Annotated in this window: 11 protein-coding genes; 7 read left to right on the forward strand and 4 right to left on the reverse strand. The window is 37.3% G+C overall.

Features of this window, described 5'->3' with window-relative positions; all coding sequences use genetic code 11:
- Window positions 1–5: 5 nt before the first annotated feature.
- Together ESZ36_RS14755 and ESZ36_RS14760 are read right to left on the reverse strand one after the other, a co-directional pair.
- Window positions 6–1,496, reverse strand: a complete 1,491-nt coding sequence (locus ESZ36_RS14755; RefSeq protein ID WP_146789264.1) for a tryptophan halogenase family protein — start codon at window positions 1,494–1,496, stop codon at window positions 6–8.
- Window positions 1,497–1,631: 135 nt separating this feature from the next.
- Entirely contained in the window at window positions 1,632–4,463 is a 2,832-nt protein-coding gene (locus ESZ36_RS14760) for a TonB-dependent receptor (RefSeq protein WP_146789266.1), read from the reverse strand.
- An 863-nt stretch (window positions 4,464–5,326) separates the two neighbouring features.
- Here ESZ36_RS14760 and pulA point away from each other — a divergent pair.
- Window positions 5,327–8,344: a pullulanase-type alpha-1,6-glucosidase gene (gene pulA, locus ESZ36_RS14765; protein ID WP_146789268.1), complete on the forward strand. Its 3,018-nt coding sequence runs from the start codon at window positions 5,327–5,329 to the stop codon at window positions 8,342–8,344.
- 148 nt (window positions 8,345–8,492) lie between these two features.
- Here pulA and ESZ36_RS14770 read toward each other — a convergent pair whose 3' ends face one another.
- Complete coding sequence (locus ESZ36_RS14770; protein WP_146789269.1) at window positions 8,493–9,365, reverse strand: lysophospholipid acyltransferase family protein; 873 nt, start codon at window positions 9,363–9,365, stop codon at window positions 8,493–8,495.
- Between the two features lie 513 nt (window positions 9,366–9,878).
- Between ESZ36_RS14770 and ESZ36_RS14775 the strand changes: the two genes are divergently transcribed.
- Complete coding sequence (locus tag ESZ36_RS14775; RefSeq protein ID WP_146789270.1) at window positions 9,879–10,892, forward strand: FHA domain-containing protein; 1,014 nt, start codon at window positions 9,879–9,881, stop codon at window positions 10,890–10,892.
- Window positions 10,885–13,587, forward strand: a complete 2,703-nt coding sequence (locus ESZ36_RS14780; protein WP_146789271.1) for a serine/threonine-protein kinase — start codon at window positions 10,885–10,887, stop codon at window positions 13,585–13,587. Before ESZ36_RS14775 ends, ESZ36_RS14780 begins: the two co-directional genes overlap by 8 nt.
- On the opposite strand, the gene ESZ36_RS14785 is transcribed toward ESZ36_RS14780, so the two are convergent.
- Window positions 13,584–13,961, reverse strand: a complete 378-nt coding sequence (locus tag ESZ36_RS14785) for a hypothetical protein (protein WP_146789272.1) — start codon at window positions 13,959–13,961, stop codon at window positions 13,584–13,586. The genes ESZ36_RS14780 and ESZ36_RS14785 overlap by 4 nt on opposite strands.
- 467 nt (window positions 13,962–14,428) lie before the next feature.
- Here ESZ36_RS14785 and ESZ36_RS14790 point away from each other — a divergent pair, with 467 nt between their 5' ends.
- The 4 genes from ESZ36_RS14790 to ESZ36_RS14805 all read left to right on the forward strand — a co-directional run bounded on the left by ESZ36_RS14790 (window position 14,429) and on the right by ESZ36_RS14805 (window position 17,344).
- Entirely contained in the window at window positions 14,429–14,827 is a 399-nt protein-coding gene (locus ESZ36_RS14790) for a hypothetical protein (RefSeq protein ID WP_146789274.1), read from the forward strand.
- Window positions 14,828–14,904: 77 nt separating this feature from the next.
- Window positions 14,905–15,120, forward strand: a complete 216-nt coding sequence (locus tag ESZ36_RS14795) for a hypothetical protein (RefSeq protein ID WP_146789276.1) — start codon at window positions 14,905–14,907, stop codon at window positions 15,118–15,120.
- Window positions 15,121–15,598: 478 nt separating this feature from the next.
- Window positions 15,599–16,579 carry an ABC transporter ATP-binding protein gene (locus ESZ36_RS14800; protein WP_146789278.1) on the forward strand — a complete coding sequence of 327 codons (981 nt, stop codon included), beginning with the start codon at window positions 15,599–15,601 and terminating at the stop codon, window positions 16,577–16,579.
- Entirely contained in the window at window positions 16,580–17,344 is a 765-nt protein-coding gene (locus ESZ36_RS14805; protein WP_146789280.1) for an ABC transporter permease, read from the forward strand. It abuts the gene before it with no gap.

Here is a 17,344-nt window from a genome sequence, read left to right on the forward strand (position 1 = left end):
TCCATTTATTGACGACAAAATATTTTCAAAAACTCATCATGACTGGGCAGTTTATCGATAGGCGCTTGCTTTATTTCTTTCACCTTTCTCAGCATCTCAGCTAGTTTTTCATCAGACATTGTATTGGCAATGGGATGATAATCTTGCGGAACGATACCTTGCCCTAACATAACTTGCAGCCATGAGCTGTCGGTGAATAAGTCATTTTGTTCTCTAAATAATCGACCACTTTGCTTAAATATTTCTATTTTATGGGCGAGACTGTCCGGAATTTTCATATGACGCATATCTTGCCAAAAATCACTGTCTGTGCGCTCTGTCGCATGATAATGCAGTACTAAGAAGTCTCTAATTTGTTCAAACTCAGTGGCTGATTGCTTGTTGAATTCATCGACTAGACTGCTATCAATACCCTGATGAGGAAACAGGTGTGCTAAGCGGACAACCGCAGATTGCACAAGGTGAATACTGGTGGACTCAAGCGGTTCTAAAAAACCACTTGATAGACCAATAGCGATAACATTTTTGTTCCACTGCTTGTAACGTCGACCGGTTTGAAACTTAATAACTTTAGGATCAGCAATGGCTTTACTGTCTAAGTTTCCCATTAAGGTATCCATCGCTTGCTGCTCGCTACAATGACTACTGCTGTAAACTATGCCATTACCATTACGGTGTTGTAGAGGAATCCGCCACTGCCAGCCCGCAGCATGAGCAATAGAACGTGTATAAGGTAAGGTTTTTTCTAATCGTTCTGAAGGTACCGCAATTGCTCGGTCACATTGTAGTAAATGACTCCAATCTTCATAGCCAGTACGAAGTTTTTCTTGAATAAGCAAACCTCTAAAACCAGAGCAGTCGATAAATAAATCACCGGTAACGGTTTGTCCATTTTTCAATTTAAGAGATTTAATATGTCCAGAGTTAGGGCACTGTTCAACGTGTTCTACTAAACCTTCTGTTCTAATGACGCCCAGTTTCTCACTAAATTTACGTAAAAATTTTGCATAAAGACCAGCGTCAAAATGATAGGCGTAAGGTAATTCAATGATAGGGTCTTTACTTTTTATTTGGGCAAACTTACCTGCTTTAGCACACAAATAATTCAAATCGTATTGCCATAAATGGCTGTCATCTTCTAATTGATTGGCGCGCTTTAATAGGTGATGAAAATGACAAAAAGCTAAGCTTTTTCCTGCCGCACCAAAACTATGTAAATAGCTGTGTCCCTGGCTTTTCCAGTTTTCAAAATTAATACCAAGCTTTATGGTTGCTTTTGTTTCACGTAAAAATTCTGCTTCGTTTATGCCCAAAACATTGTTTAAGTGTTTGATCGGTGGAATGGTCGCTTCGCCAACACCAATAGTGCCAATATCATCAGACTCAACCAACTCAAGCTGAATAGCTGAACCGAGTATTTTTTTCAATAACGCTGCAGAAATCCATCCCGAAGTGCCGCCGCCTAATACCACTACTTTTTTAATTGGACTATTCATGATTGAGATTCTCTTATAAAAAATGTGCGATTAAATCAAATGAATTTTGTACTACATTAGCCGCTTTATATTGCAAAAGTCACTTAAAAAAAAACCTGTCAGTACACTGACAGGTTTTATGTTAACTAAACCTTACTAGAACGAGTAGTTAAGACCTAACGAGTAGTTAGCGCCAAATGATTGATAAGAAGTAATTTGTCTTCCATCATTTGCTTCAGCTTGAATAGTCTTTTCGTCGGTAATGTTCTGAGCTTGGAATGAAACACGTAACCCTTGTAGTAATTTAATGCCAGATTCATCGAAGTCATAACTGATTTGAGCATCCCAAATTTCGGCACCTAAATCATCAGTTGCTTCCAAAGCAAGGCTGCCTCCGCGTGTTTCAGTTAAGAATTCATCACGTTTTGTACCGGCAATACGAACTTCGAAGCCATTTCTTTCATAGTAAGCGGTTAATGAGTAACTTTCTTCAGAAAGTCCAGGCACTTTACCACCATCACTAAGTTTACCATCTAGGAATGTTCCACTTATGACTAAACCAAAACCTTCTAAAGAGTCATGCATTACACGTAATGGGACACTGGCTTGTAATTCGTAACCACGAACGAAACCTTCGAAACCATCAGTGGTGGTACTAACAAAACCATTCAACGTTGCAGGAGCATCACCATTAGAATCTTTATGTATCTCAGGGATATACACATCAGAAAAATCAGTTAGTGCATCTGAAGTTCTATGCCAGTTAGTTAAATCTTTATAGAAAAAGGTTGCTGCAAAATAACCATCTTCAGCAAAGTAATTTTCGTAAGAAAGATCAAACTGGTTTGCTGTTAAAGGCTCTAACATCGGGTTACCGGCACTGCCAGTCCAAGGACCATTTTGTGGGTTTGAACTTTGAATTTGATTATCATTATAAGCAAAAGTAGCACGTGCATTAGGACGCATATCATCCATACGAGGACGACTTTGGACTTTTGATAAACCAGTACGAATAAATTGATTTTCAGCAATTTCAAAATTCAAGTTTAGTGTTGGTAACACATCTGAGTATGAAGCACCGCCACTTACTGGTGTTGATACTACATAAGCTTGTGCATTTTCAACCGTTGAAAAACCTGTTGAAGATTGGTCAACGTCAATGTATTGAATACCAAAGTTACCTGTCATGTAGATGCCAGCAAAATCAGCCTCAAAATCAAGTTTTGCGTATAACGTTAATGTTTCTTCATCAACGGTATAGGTATCACCTAAGCGGTCAGTTTGCACTAAAGAAGCTTCTGTCGCAGTGTAATAACCACTTTTGTATAAACCTAAACTGTCATAGGCAAGAACACCATCAATGCCAATGAAGCTTAAATCTGCAACACCTAAAACATCAGGAATAGCTCCTGCACCTGGGTATTCTGGAGATGTTAGGTAATCACCTTCATTAATTTTGCTTTTACTACGTTCAGAGTAGTTAACTCCCATGCTGATGCCACTAATAATACTGTATTCAACTACACCGTTAACTTCAAAGCGAATACTGTCTAGTTCTTCTTCGAATACAGGACGGTTAACAAAACCATCTTGTGCATCACTACCAATAACAGGTGCACCCCATGATTGAGGACCTGCAAGACGCATCAGGCTTTCATCAGTATAATCAACGCCTGGAAGTGTTGGATGAGCGCTATACATAACGCCTGTTGAAGTCATATCCCATGAACGAGCCGCTGATGGTCGTCCATCTACGCCAGCACGGCCAGTACCTGAGTAGCTCTCTAAATCGATGATTGATTTATCAACATCACCCGTTGATATATCTAACACGGTTGACCAATTATCATTTAAGGCATATTCAACATTTAAGCCAAAGGTAGTCAGTTCAGACTCTTGTGTTCTGGCATCATTACGAACAACTGAATGGTAACCATCCCATTGACCTGAAGTAACTAAACCATTTTCAATTGACGCAACATCGTAGTTGACACCACCCCATACCGGGCCACCTTCTTCAAGGCCACGGCGAACATCACTTTCATTAAAGTCTATGTATAAGGCATCGAATTTAACGCTAAGTTGATTATTTGGCTCATATTCAATAATTGCAGCGACTGAACTACGTTCCATCAAAGCAGAGCGGGCAAATGAATCATGGCCACCCAAAACTTTTGTAGCAGGATCTATGTCATTACCGCTTAAATCTTGTTTTTTTACACAGTTTTCACCATTATCATCACAACTTGCATAACCAACATCAGCATAACCCCAACCACGGAAGTTCTCTTCTTGACGAGGTGTTTCTTGATTAGAAACAACAAAAGCAAGACCTAAGGTATCGTCCATAAATTGATCGACAAAGTTGAACGATAAACGATGACCGTTGTTATCATAATCTGGGTTAGCCGAATCTTTTTCATTTTGTTCGTAAACAGCATTAAGTGTCATCGAAGCATCTGAATTTAATGGACTAACAGTTTGTAAATCAATAGTACCACCAATGCCTTGCGCGATAAGACCGGCTTCAGGTGTTTTATATACTACGATGTTAGATACTATTTCAGTTGGGTATAAATCAAACTCTACGCCACGGTTATCACCCATACCGAGTAATTCACGACCGTTTAATGAAGTACCAATATAGTTTTCATTGAAACCACGTACTGATAGACCACTAGTACGACCGTTACGACGTTCACCCGTTACACCAGGAAGGCGAGCTAATGATTCGGCAACACTGGTATCGGGTAATTTACCTATATCTTCAGCAGAAAGAACTTCAACAATTGAATTTGAGCTCATTTTAATCGCTTGTGCTCTTTGTAAAGCACCACGAATACCTGTTACTTGAATTACTTCAACTTCTTCTTCTGCGTTTTTTCCTGCAGCTTTGGCTTCTTCTGCAGCAAAACTTGCAGTGCTTAATGCCATTAAGCCACTTGAAAGTAAAGCTAACGTCATTTTGCTTGGTTTAAAATGTAGCATTGAATATTCTCCCCTAGCCATCCGTGATTAATTTTATAAGCTAACTTCCGTTTAGCCTAATAATTATATGTTTGTGTTTTATGTATGCAGTTATGCGGTCACATGTGTTAATTGGTTATTATTTGTGAACAACTTTAATATAAAGGGGCAAATTACTGATGGATAGTGGTTGCATACGTATTCAGAGCGTAGCTTAGTCCTCCAAACTCATTGAATACGTATGCAACGATTGTTTCAAAAACAAACAAGTCATTAGGTTAAAGGAGAAACTAACAAACAATAAAAGGAAAGTGTTTCTCTTTTAGCAAAATTCTAAGGCTTATTTTACTTGTTACCCTGACATCAGCAAGTTTGTTTGACTATTAAGGGAGTATTTAAATAATAGAGCAGCTGCTTGAACGGGCGCTGTATTTTTCGGCTGTTGTCCGGTTCTGGTTAACTATATAGTACCTAAATAGTCCATTCGGTAGTGCCAGCTGTAGCAGTCATACCTTAAATTTCTACTCGGATAAGTTGATCTTGATGATATTTTGGAAGTTGATTATATAGGTAATAAAAATAGGCCTGTTGAGTATATCAATAAGCCTATTCTTCAAGAGGGGGAGATCTTTATCTTACCTGATAACCTTTGACCGTAATTATTCTGTTTATAGCTTGGATAATTGTTTTGCTAAAGATTACCTTAATGAAATAGGGGAGTCGTCATTGAAGACTTGGCTTGATACATCAGTATATCCTCGTTAGCCGAATCGAGAATTAATCGTCTTGATATTGAATACGTATGTAACAGGGGAAAACTAGTGTTGATCTGATCTCTGAACGAGTAAGTTAATATCCATAACAATTTTAACGACTCGTTTATTATGAAAATGTATTCTTTTTGTCACTCTATCTCAAGTCCTAACCGTGCAGTTTATATTGCGCTTTCTGCCAGTTTATTAGTGAGTGCTTGTGGTGAAACAAGTGAATCTTCTCAGCTAGATAAGCAAGGCATGGGTATAGTAGCCAAGACCAATGTTATTAAGGCAAGTACCTTTAAATCAACCGACCTAGATAACTTACCTAGTGATACCTCTGCTCATTGGTTAACCACAAAGATATTGGTACTGCCAAAATCAGTTAATAAATATCAATACCAATTACTTAGCAAAAATTCAGTCGGTTTTAATGCTATTGATTTATTGCCAGTTACCTTCCCTGAAAAAGTAGCTATAAAGTTTCCACATTTAACCGACTTTCAAGCATTTGAAGTGCAATTAACACCAGCTCAAAGTAAACGTTGGTTAAAACAACAAGTTATGGTGGTTGCTCTCGATGCGACTATTGATACAAACGTTGAGCCTGCCCTTAATACAAGTAAGCAAGCCAAAAAAATTGCTTACGTGCAAATAGGGGCGGTAATTGATTCACTTTATACTCAGGGCGAAAATGATGCCGATGAAGTGACTGATTTAGGCGCCAAAATAATTAATCACCAAGAAGGCGAGGGCGCTAGCACTGCTGTTAGCTTTAAGTTGTGGGCACCAACAGCACAAGCTGTTTCTGTGCAGCTTTTTGATAACAACTTACAAGCTACCTCAAGTGGCAAGCTTGATATGGTAGAAGATACTAATACAGGTATTTGGCAGGTAATATCAGATAACCAAGCGAGTTACGCTTATTATAAGTATCAGCTTGATGTTTATCATCCTGTATCAAAAGAAATCGAATCCTTATCAGTTACCGACCCTTACTCTTTAAGCCTATCTGTTAATAGCGAGTACTCACAGGTTGTTGATTTGAATGATGCGGTTACTCAACCAGAACACTGGCTTACTCAGCAAATACCTACCGTGAAAAATGTCGAAGATAATGTATTCTATGAAACACATATTCGTGATTTTAGTGCTAATGAAAAGCAGCTTAGTAATCCTAAATTTAAAGGGAAATATAAAGCCTTCAGCGAGAAAAATTCTGATGGCATACAGCATTTAAAAGCGCTGCAAGTTGCGGGGTTAAATAACATTCATTTATTACCTACTTTTGATATAGCTACAGTTAATGAAGATGACAGTAAACACCTTGATATAGATGATAACTTGGCTAAAGTTTGTGCAATTACACCAGATACGAGTATATGTCAGCAATCTTACGATGAAAAACAGTCAATAAAGTCATTATTACAGAGCTATGCGGTTGCAGGAGAGCAAGCACAGCAGTTAGTCAGTGAGTTACGTGAAGTTGATAACTACAATTGGGGTTATGACCCTTTTCATTACACAGTGCCTGAAGGAAGTTACGCCGTTGATGCTAAAGGTGTTTCACGCTTAGTAGAATTTAGAGAAATGGTTCAAAGCCTACATGGTATGGGCTTTAGAGTGATTATGGATGTGGTTTATAACCATACTCACCAAGCAGGATTAGAGCCTAATGCCGTATTAGATAAAATAGTGCCTACTTATTATCATCGATTAGACCCTATAACCGGCGCCATTGAACAATCTACTTGTTGTGATAATACCGCGACAGAGCGTGTAATGATGGCAAAACTAATGACAGACTCGTTATTGGTTTGGGCTCGTGATTATAAAATCGATGGTTTTCGCTTTGACTTAATGGGACATCAACCAAAGGATGCCATGTTGGCTGCAAGAGAAGCCGTGCGCCAAGTAGACCACGATACTTACTTTTACGGTGAAGGTTGGAACTTTGGTGAAGTGGCGAGTAATAGTCAATTTGTTCAAGCCAGCCAGTTAGAATTAGGTGGTAGCGAAATAGGGACATTCTCAGATAGATTACGTGATGCTGTTCGTGGTGGTGGTAATAATACCCGAGATTCTCAAGGCGTTGGTAATGGTCTATTAACGTTTCCCAATGATAAAGAGGCCAATGAAAAACAAAACCAAGCACAGCTTCAAACAGAATATATGCTGCGCATGGACCAATTACGTATTGGCTTAGCCGGTAATTTACATAACTTCCCTTTAAGAACCCTTGGCGGTGAAAGTGATGACGGCGAAAGTAATGGCAAAAAAGTATTAGGCAAAGATATCCCTTATGGCGACCAGCCAACAGGATATGCGTTAGATCCGGCAGACACTATCAACTATGTTTCCAAACATGATAATCAAACGCTTTGGGATAACAGTCAATACCGCTTACCGTTTGATGTTTCAACAGAAGATAGGGTGCGGATGCATTTACAAAGCTTATCTTTCGCTTTATTCGCTCAAGGTATTCCTTTTATTCACATGGGCTCAGAGTTTATGCGTTCTAAGTCATTTCTTAGGGACAGTTATGATTACGGTGACTGGTTCAATCGTGTTGATTTTTCTAAGCAGGATAACTTCTATAATGTTGGGCTACCACCAGCAGAAAAAGATCAAGCTAACTGGCCGTTAATAAAACAAGTACTGGCTGGTCACCAAGGTCGTGATCATGTCAATGCTAAGCAAATTCAGCGAAGTAGTAACGCTTTTATCGACATGTTAGCAATACGAATGAGTAGTCCATTATTTAGGTTAACCACTGAACAGAGCATTATTGATAAAGTGAGCTTTCTTAATGCTGCAGTATCCAAGCAGGATGATGGTAAAATATCACAGCAACAGACTGGTTTATTAGTGATGAAAATTGATGATACACAGGGCGAAGCAGTTGATAGTAAATATCAAAGTTTAATCGTTATCTTCAATACCAGTGATAAAACACAGGTGTTTAACTATACCTTTAAAGAGGACTTTAATTCTGGCTTAAACTCTACCAGCACTCCAGGATATCAATTACATCCAATCCAGAAAAAGGGAAGTGATGAGGTAGTTAAACAAAGTAAAGTAACGGCAAAAGGCTTTATTGTACCGCCATTATCGAGTGTAGTATTTGTAAAAGCTGTCAGTGAATAAGCGAGTTAAGCTTTACTTATCTATAGCCAAATTACTTAGGTGTGAATAAAATTAAAGGCCCAGTTTATCCCATGTGAAGTGGATAAACTGGGCCTTTTTATTTAATTCTGGTTTCAGTTATTTAACGCTTAGCTTTAATAAAGGTAAATTAAACACTCGGTGATAAATGTAAGAAACAGCCGCGACCTGCAAAGGTCAATTGATAGCTAGGCTCGCCATTTTTATCGCTGCTTGCATTTCTTTCTAACAGACCTTTATCAATTAAATAATCTAGCATTGTCGTTGATAACTCGCCTAGTTTTGCTTTGGTGGTAATCTCAAGCTTAGTGGCGACCCCTTTAAAGGAATACAGTGCTTTGATTATCTTGGCTTCAGCTTCAGATATTTTTGGCATACAGCCCTTGTATGCAGGATATTGATCTAACGGGAATTTACCTTGAATGCATTCATATGAAGCTTGGATTGCTTTTATGTCACTGCTTCTATCTTCAGTTAACTTAAAAGTGTGAAAAACCCCAGCTTCTTTGCTTAAGTAATCAACCTTAGCTAAAAAAATAGGTAAGTCACAACCTTGAGCTACATGGTAAAAGCCCGACTTCCATTTAGGTACTGGGCCACGGGTGCCTTCAGGAGTAAACAGGAAAAATACCCGATTTAATTTTTGGCTATTAATAAATTGTTTTATCTGCTCAACTTGGCCTACGCCTTTTGCAGAGCGATTAATAGGTATCGCGCCTAGATACATCATCCAAGTGCCTAATACTGGCACTCGACATAAGCTGTCTTTTACCGAAAAGTAAATTTTTACATCTTGTAAAATGGCGGCACCTAGGGCGTAAACAAAATCCCAGTTTGAGGTATGTGGTGCAGCAATCGCAACACCAGCACCTTCAGGTGCAGTTTTACAAAGTTTCCATCCCGCAAGTTTAAACCACAGAGTGAAAACGAATTTTAAGAAATATTTTGTGAAAATACCGTCGAAGATGGTTTTTTCTCTTATGGTGAGTTCTTTTTTAGCCATGATAAAGTCAATATAAAGTTACTACTGAGATGGCGCAATTGTAACAGGAAAGTAGTCAAAAATATTGATGTAGGTATTAATTTTGTTCGCTTGACTGCTAATAATAATAACTAAATATAAATGACTGTTTTAAAGTTGAGCTGTGCAGTCTCTGCTAGTGTATGTTGTTATTAATAATAACAATCGCTTAGCTAGTTTTTTATACTAAAAGTAATCTTTATCTTATTGCTTTAGCGTTTAAAACAAGCGGTTTGAGCCGTTTTAGTTACTTACTAGGTCTTTTTAACCTGTTTTTTATTTCAATTTGTTTCCGTATGTTACAGAGTTAATATTTTTATTTAGCTAATCTATTGTATTTTAGATGAATATTAGTAAATAGTCGCTTTACACCATGTTTTCCTCGCCAGAATATAACTTATCATCCCACTAGAAGAGTCTCTTGTATTTATATACAATCATATAACCTATGCATTTTGCATCTCCGTAATTACTTAACGTATCAATGATAATCATATGGCTGCTATTTTAAATCTAAATAATAAAAACGAAGCGTTAAGTTATTTAAATGCTTGTCATTGTTTTGGTCGTTCACCAACTAATGTTGATACTGTCATTAATGCTCAAGAAGTTTCTCGCATTCATGCGGTTGTTGAATGGAGTAATAACCAATGGCTTATTCGAGATTTAAGTAATAATGGTACTTGGGTAAATAATCAAAAATTAGTCAAAGATAACCCGCATAAACTTAAGGTGGGGGATAAAGTGTTTTTTGCTTCAGGTGAAAGCCATGGCTTTGAGATACAAGATCTGAGACCACCGCAAAATATGTTACTGCCGATTACCCAACCGGGTGATTGCGTGACAGAATCACCGATTGTTTTGGCTGATGGTAATTTACTTCCTTCGGAGCAGAACCCTGAGATTGCTTTATTTTATGTACCGAGTAAAGACCAGTGGTATAAAGAATTCCTTATTGATACCGACGGCAGTGCTTACCCTGTCGCCAATTCAGATTTATTATTTTTCAATAATCAAAAGTGGCAGCTTAAATTAATTCCTTTAACTGAAAATACCGTGCTAATGGCTAAAGCTAAGTTATCGGTTGATCAAATAAAATATCGCTTTAACTTAAGTTTAGATGAAGAAAATACCGAATTGACAGTAACAACTGATGATGAAAAATTTTGCTTAGCTAATAAAGCACATCACTACTTAACATTGAGTTTAGCGAGACATCGTGATGAAGATGCTAAACAGGGTATCGATGCCGATAACCAAGGCTGGCGCTTACCAGAAACACTAACCAAAGAGTTAGGGTGTGATATCACATTATTCAACACACATGTTTGCCGCGCTAAACAGCAATTTCGAGATATGTTCGATGGTGCTTGCGATGGTGATGAGTTAATTGAGCGCAAAGGTAAAAAAATACGCTTTGCAGGTGTTTTTTATCGTATATATAAAGGCAATGAACTGATCGTTAATCGCGGACAAGATAAAGTATCCCTTACGGTATTACATGGATAACAAGTTACCTCATTACAGCCGTGAACGATTGTTGGGTGAAGGTGGTATGGGTAAAGTTTACCTAGCCCAAGACAACCAATTACAACGACAAGTTGCCATTAAAGAATTAACCTACCAGCCTAAAGATGATGAGGTTAATCACGCTCTCAAAGAAGCACGGTTATTAGCACGTGTGAACCATTCTAATATTATTCAAATTTATAATGTCCATGATGAAGGTGATCATATCTCCTTGGTTATGGAGTATTTCAACAGTAAAACACTGACGCAGTTTCAACAAGAAGCCTATACCACGCTGGTACAGAAACTCGATTTATTACAGCAACTTTCTGCAGGGTTAGCTGCTGCACATAAAAATGATGTTATTCATTGTGATTTAAAACCCAGTAATATCTTAGTGAATGAGCAAGGTCAGTTAAAAATCACTGACTTTGGCATTGCTTTATTGGCGAGTAATGAAAGCCAAAATAGTGAACAGACAGCAAGTAACAATCCGCTGCAGTTTGGTAGTTTACTTTTTATGTCACCAGAACAAATAAAGCTTCAGGCGGTAGATTATCGTAGTGATATTTTCTCATTTGGTATTATTGCTTATCAATTAATGGTGGGTAGCCATCCGTTTGCTTACGGTAATAATGGCGGCTCCGCGACAGACGTTGCTAAAAGAATTTGTGAACATACACCGGAACATGCCAAAAATTTAATGCTAAATGCACCTAGCGCATTAACTGATTTGTTAATGGAAATGTTAATTAAACCGCTTGAGCAACGAACATTAACCGCTGAAGCCATAGAAAATCGTTTAAAGCATATTAGAACGGCGCTATTGCAAGCTGAAATAAGTGAACAAGCTACACTACCTTTAAGTGGTTTTCCCTTATCTAATGTAATCAGTAATGGCTATGCTCATGCTGAAAATACTGCTCCAATTCAACAAAATCATCTGAATAGCCAAAGTAATCAAAACTTACTAGCATTGGAGAATCCAACAACGCATTGGGTTAAGCAGCCCTTTAATATAATCGCTAGTTTAGGTTTGATTTTTCTCGCTGTACTCTTAGCTTTTTGGTTTAACAACACCCAAAAAGTTGAAACTAAACAAGTGGTTATTTTAAAGCCGACCTTATCAGATAGTCCCTTAATAGCACCAATGCAGCAAAATTTAGTTATTTCAGCGGTGGAAGATGCGCTGCGACAAGCGGTAATAAATACTAAAAATATGTATTTAATCTCGAATCGAGAAGTGAATTCCATAACCAAAGAGCACCCTGATGATTTGAATAAGCTTAAGCAAGCAGTGGGTGCATCAGATATTATTTCAATTTCATTAGAGTGTGATAATAGTCGCTGTAAAGTAAGTTTTTCACGTTTAGTCGCTAACGCAAATAATAATGATATATTAGCGGTAAAGTCTGAAAAAAACTGGTTAGCACCGATAGATGACTTTAACGCCATTTTTAGCACCAGCCAAACGCAATTCGCTTCGCTTTTTCCTGAGCACTTAGAGGTTAATCAATCAGGTTTAGTACAACGACCCATTAATGAAGATGATTACCGAGACTACATCGAGTTATACAGCCAAATTAAAGGCCATGGTAATTATAGTGACGAGAGTTTGACTAAACTAGAAGCGCTGTTAACGCACTCACCGTACTTATATGCAGCTTATGGTTTATATCGTGATACTGCATTGGATTTATATTTGGATTCAAAAAATAAAAAGTATTTTCAGCAGCTAGATGTTTTATTACAAAACTCACCGCCAGAGTATCGTTACAGTGTATTTGCAGCTATAGACCGATTTTGGTTAGCTTCAGATAGAGGAGACATGATAGAAGCAAGACTCCAATTGGAAGAGGCGAAAAAAAGAGGTGCTGATGACCTAACTGTTTTAAGTCTTGAGGCTTTTATGTTTTTTAATACAGGGCAATATAAAAAAGCTGCCAATTCCTATGCTAATGCTTTCAAGTTACGACCCAGTTCAAATTTATTATATAACATAGCTTTTAGTTATTGGCGTATGGGTGACTTAATTAAAGCAGAAAATTCAATCAGTGAAATATTAAAGATTGTCCCTGGAGACTATAGCGCACAGCAGTTACTAGCTAGCGTTTGGTTACGTCAAGGCCGGCTTGAATTAGCGATTACGGCCTATGAAAAAATAGTTACTGATTTAAATAAAGGAAAAGATATAAGTAATTTAAGTTTAGCTTATGGCTTAAATAAGCAATATATTAAGTCACTTGAACTTGCGCGAAAAGCTTTAAAGCAAAACCCAAAACAGCCAATAAATTTATTAAATTTAGCTGATATTGAAATGATCCTGGGGGATGAGGAATCAGCGAACTCTCATTATCAACAAGTAGTAGCCATTTTGACTGGCAAAAATGAAGTCAAATATTTAACATATCTAGCGCAGGCTTACGGGCAGTTAAGTCAAGCTAATCGGGCTATCGAAGCATTAAGTAAAGCGCAAGCCTTAGCACCTGAAAATGGTGAGGTATCTTATAGCTCAGCCATTGTTTACAGCTTGCTGAAAGAAGAAGCTTCGGCGGTGCATCATGTGAAAGCTGCATTAAAGAATAATGTTGGTGTTGTTTGGTTTAACCTTCCTTGGTTCGATAGCTTATGCGCAGAATATGAGTTTCAGCAGTTAATGGTTAAATATGATAATGGAACACGCTGTTCAAGCTAATTTTGTCGTTTAACGCCACCATCTTGAATAGCCCCAAATGTTGAGTACATAGGTTCTTTTATTTTTAATTCTTGGGTTGTTTCAACACTATTAATAGTTACTAGTTTTTCAAATGTCTCAGGATCTGACTCAGCTAAATCTAATAATCTTTCTAACTGAGTCGCGTCTGAACCTGCCAATTTTAATATTTTCTTGAGTAGTTTTGGATCATTTAAGGCAATGTCATTTAATCGGTCAACTAACACTGGGTCGGTTTCTGCAAGCGTAATTAACATCTCGGTAGAACTCGTAGTGCTCGCTGCAAAAGCGCTAGGTAAATAAACACTGCTCGTTAACGCTAGTACCATAGATAAAACTTTAATATATTTGTTCATGATATTTCCTATTTATTTTTGTGATATATGTGTGATGTATGTAGTAAAAGTAATTTATGTGAAGAAGGATTTAGTTCCCTTCAAAGCTGGGTACAAATTTATAGACTAGGTGCGCCTTAAACCATGACAGCCAATTACAGTCTATTTAATACTGCTATATATTTGCTTTTTCACTATTTTTCCCTCTAATAAGTTACTGTTAAATGGTTGCTTATTGTATTTTTATTTTTTTGTCAATAATTTCGTATTAAAATTATCAATATTTTATTTTCGTAATGTAGTGTCATTTTTATTGCACAACCTACCTAAAAAATTCATTTGTTTTACTCAATCTTTTATCGATGTCATCGTTTTTGTAATGGCGTGTAATGTTCTTTGACATTTAATTGTGGGATAGTTAATTGAGGCTAAAAAATAACAAGTTTCTTTGAAAATACTGATACTTTTAGAGTTGGGAAGGCAAAATAATGCATGCAATATTATCACTAAACTTAGATTCAAATCGGGACTTAAACCTAGAGGCAGATGCTGTTTCAGATTCAGAGAAAACTGCTGGAACGCGTGGGTTAAAGATAGTGAATATGAATAATGCAGCGACATGCCATCAAACTCATGAAAGGCAAGTAGACGAATGTATGCTTACAAATTTAGCTGCACATCAATTGCATGCTAAGGGAGCACATAAGTGTTGTCAATGCGCTTACAACTCAGGGTACGAGCAAGGTTCTTTGTTACAGCAATTTATTAGTTTAGATATTGAAAGTTTGGGTGATGCACCAGTACGTGATGATGCCAAGCAAAAAAGTATTCATCAAGCTTTTGCTCTAGGGTATAGCGATGGCGTTAATTCATTCATCAGAAACTAACATAATTTTTGAAATAGTTGCTCATACTGAAGGGAACGGACTGCTTTTTGTACCGAGTTTGGCAACTGGAGTTGCGTATGAAAAATAGAAAAATTCTCTTAAGTAAGTCTGGTTTCAATTTGGTTCAAGTTGATGTACTGGATGGAAATGATAACGTAATAAGAGTTTCTTATGAGGTAGTTGATCCTGATGAGGATGCTATAGGTCGTTTTGGCAGTTTAACAGAGGCTCAGAACTTTATTAATATGTTATGTCACCTGAACCATTTAGAACAAGACCAAGCGCTTCCGTAAAGAAGAAGAAAAATGGTTATATATTTCTCTCTTTAACGTTACCAGCACTATTTAGCTGATTGTTAATTCAAACATGAAAAGGGCAACTAGCTAATACTGGTTGCCCTTTTTATCTTTAAGGTAACCATCGCGATTATCTTAATCTTACCTTTTACTGAATCATGAACTTCTTTGTATCTGTTTTTAAGGGAATAACCCTTAATAAAAAGATGCGCCTTGCTCATGAATTACTCAGTAATCCTGAACAATAATTTTGAAGTAGTTTGGGTATATAACTCAGTATTCATGTTCTATAATACTGCGTAGTTAATTCTCTTCTTTTAAGCTTATTGCTAATATTAGCGGAAGAAAAAATTAAATTCCCACTGAAGTCTTACATTTTGAATGGTAGTGAGTATAAATATCATATCCTTGCTATTGAAAAAGAGTTGTTCGACTCCATATTTATACTCCATCCTTATTTTGATTGGCAGCTAACATGACATACGCACTAGAAATTAGCGCACTTGAAAAAACCTATAAAGGCGGTTTTCAAGCGTTAAAAGGTATTGATTTAACCGTAAAACAGGGCGACTTTTTTGCCTTGCTTGGTCCTAATGGTGCAGGTAAGTCTACTTCTATTGGCGTGATAACCTCATTGGTTAATAAAACAGGCGGTCAAGTAAAAGTCTTTGGCTACGACATTGATACTGACTTAGAAAAAGCTAAAAGTTTTATCGGTTTAGTACCGCAAGAATTCAACTTCAGTCAGTTTGAACCCTTGGTTAATATTTTAGTTAATCAAGCTGGTTACTATGGTGTGAGTAAGCCTGTAGCAATACAGCGCGCAGAAAAATACTTAAAACAGTTAGAGTTATGGGACAAGCGTGATGAACCCGCTCGTGCACTTTCTGGTGGTATGAAACGTCGCTTAATGATTGCTCGTGCTTTAATGCATGAGCCACAAATGCTGATATTAGATGAGCCAACCGCAGGTGTTGATATTGAACTACGTCGTTCAATGTGGGATTTTTTGCGAAAGCTAAACGAACAAGGTATTACTATTATCCTCACCACCCATTATTTGGAAGAAGCTGAAATGCTTTGTCGCAATATTGCCATTATTGATGGTGGTGAAATCGTTGAAGACACCAGTATGAAAAAGTTATTAGCACAATTGGATGTTGAAACCTTTGTATTTGATCTACAACCGAATTTGACACTGGATGTCTTAGCGCAGTTTGCTGAGCAATCACAGTCAATCGCTTATCGGGTTATTGATGATCATACCTTGGAAGTTGATTTAAATAAGTCACAAAATCTAAATCAAGTATTTCAACAATTGAGTACCGCTAATATTGAGGTTATAAGTATGCGAAATAAAAGTAACCGCTTAGAAGCCTTGTTTATTAGTTTGATCAATAAAAAATCAAGCGTTACGCAAACCAAACCACAAAGCGCAGTTGTGGGAGCAAACTAAATGAATAACTCTATAGCATTAAAAAGCATTTTAACTAAAGAAATCCAGCGTTTTACCCGTATTTGGGTACAAACCTTAGTACCACCGGCCATAACTATTAGTTTGTATTTTGTTATTTTTGGCTCTTTAATTGGTTCTCGTATTGGTGAAATGGGCGGCTTTGATTATATGTCGTTTATTGTGCCAGGCTTGATTATGATGAGTGTTATTACTAACTCATATTCTAACGTGGCTTCGTCATTTTTTAGCGCCAAGTGGCAGCGAAATGTAGAAGAAATGTTAGTAGCACCTGTACCAAATTGGGTGATTGTGGCTGGTTATGTTGGCGGCGGCATGTGTCGTGGTATGTTAGTTGGTTTGATTGTTACCATAGTTTCATTATTCTTTGTCGATATTCAACTACACAATATCTGGGTGATTATCGCTACGGTTACGTTAACATCGGCAACTTTCTCTTTAGGTGGCCTAATTAACGCAATTTTTGCTGGCAGTTTTGATGATATTTCAATTATACCTACCTTTATTTTAACGCCGTTGACTTATCTTGGCGGTGTGTTTTATTCGATTAGTTTATTACCTGAATTTTGGCAGGGCGTTTCTCAAATTAATCCTATTGTGTATATGGTTAATGCTTTTAGGTACGGATTTTTAGGCATATCTGATGTGAGTCTAGTTACCGCTTTTGCAGTAATTGGTTTCTTTATTGTCACTTTATTTACCATTGCGATGGTACTTATCTCTAAAGGTATAGGACTAAGAAGCTAA

Origin of the sequence: Colwellia demingiae (assembly GCF_007954275.1) — a bacterium.
Classification (GTDB): Bacteria; Pseudomonadota; Gammaproteobacteria; order Enterobacterales; family Alteromonadaceae; genus Colwellia; species Colwellia demingiae.

Bases quoted from the DNA above. Each gene is read 5' to 3' on its own strand.
- ESZ36_RS14755 (WP_146789264.1), bottom strand. From the start codon at position 1,496: ATGAATAGTCCAATTAAAAAAGTAGTGGTATTAGGCGGCGGCACTTCG.
- ESZ36_RS14760 (WP_146789266.1), bottom strand. From the start codon at position 4,463: ATGCTACATTTTAAACCAAGCAAAATGACGTTAGCTTTACTTTCAAGT.
- pulA (WP_146789268.1), top strand. From the start codon at position 5,327: ATGAAAATGTATTCTTTTTGTCACTCTATCTCAAGTCCTAACCGTGCA.
- ESZ36_RS14770 (WP_146789269.1), bottom strand. From the start codon at position 9,365: ATGGCTAAAAAAGAACTCACCATAAGAGAAAAAACCATCTTCGACGGT.
- ESZ36_RS14775 (WP_146789270.1), top strand. From the start codon at position 9,879: ATGGCTGCTATTTTAAATCTAAATAATAAAAACGAAGCGTTAAGTTAT.
- ESZ36_RS14780 (WP_146789271.1), top strand. From the start codon at position 10,885: ATGGATAACAAGTTACCTCATTACAGCCGTGAACGATTGTTGGGTGAA.
- ESZ36_RS14785 (WP_146789272.1), bottom strand. From the start codon at position 13,961: ATGAACAAATATATTAAAGTTTTATCTATGGTACTAGCGTTAACGAGC.
- ESZ36_RS14790 (WP_146789274.1), top strand. From the start codon at position 14,429: ATGCATGCAATATTATCACTAAACTTAGATTCAAATCGGGACTTAAAC.
- ESZ36_RS14795 (WP_146789276.1), top strand. From the start codon at position 14,905: ATGAAAAATAGAAAAATTCTCTTAAGTAAGTCTGGTTTCAATTTGGTT.
- ESZ36_RS14800 (WP_146789278.1), top strand. From the start codon at position 15,599: ATGACATACGCACTAGAAATTAGCGCACTTGAAAAAACCTATAAAGGC.
- ESZ36_RS14805 (WP_146789280.1), top strand. From the start codon at position 16,580: ATGAATAACTCTATAGCATTAAAAAGCATTTTAACTAAAGAAATCCAG.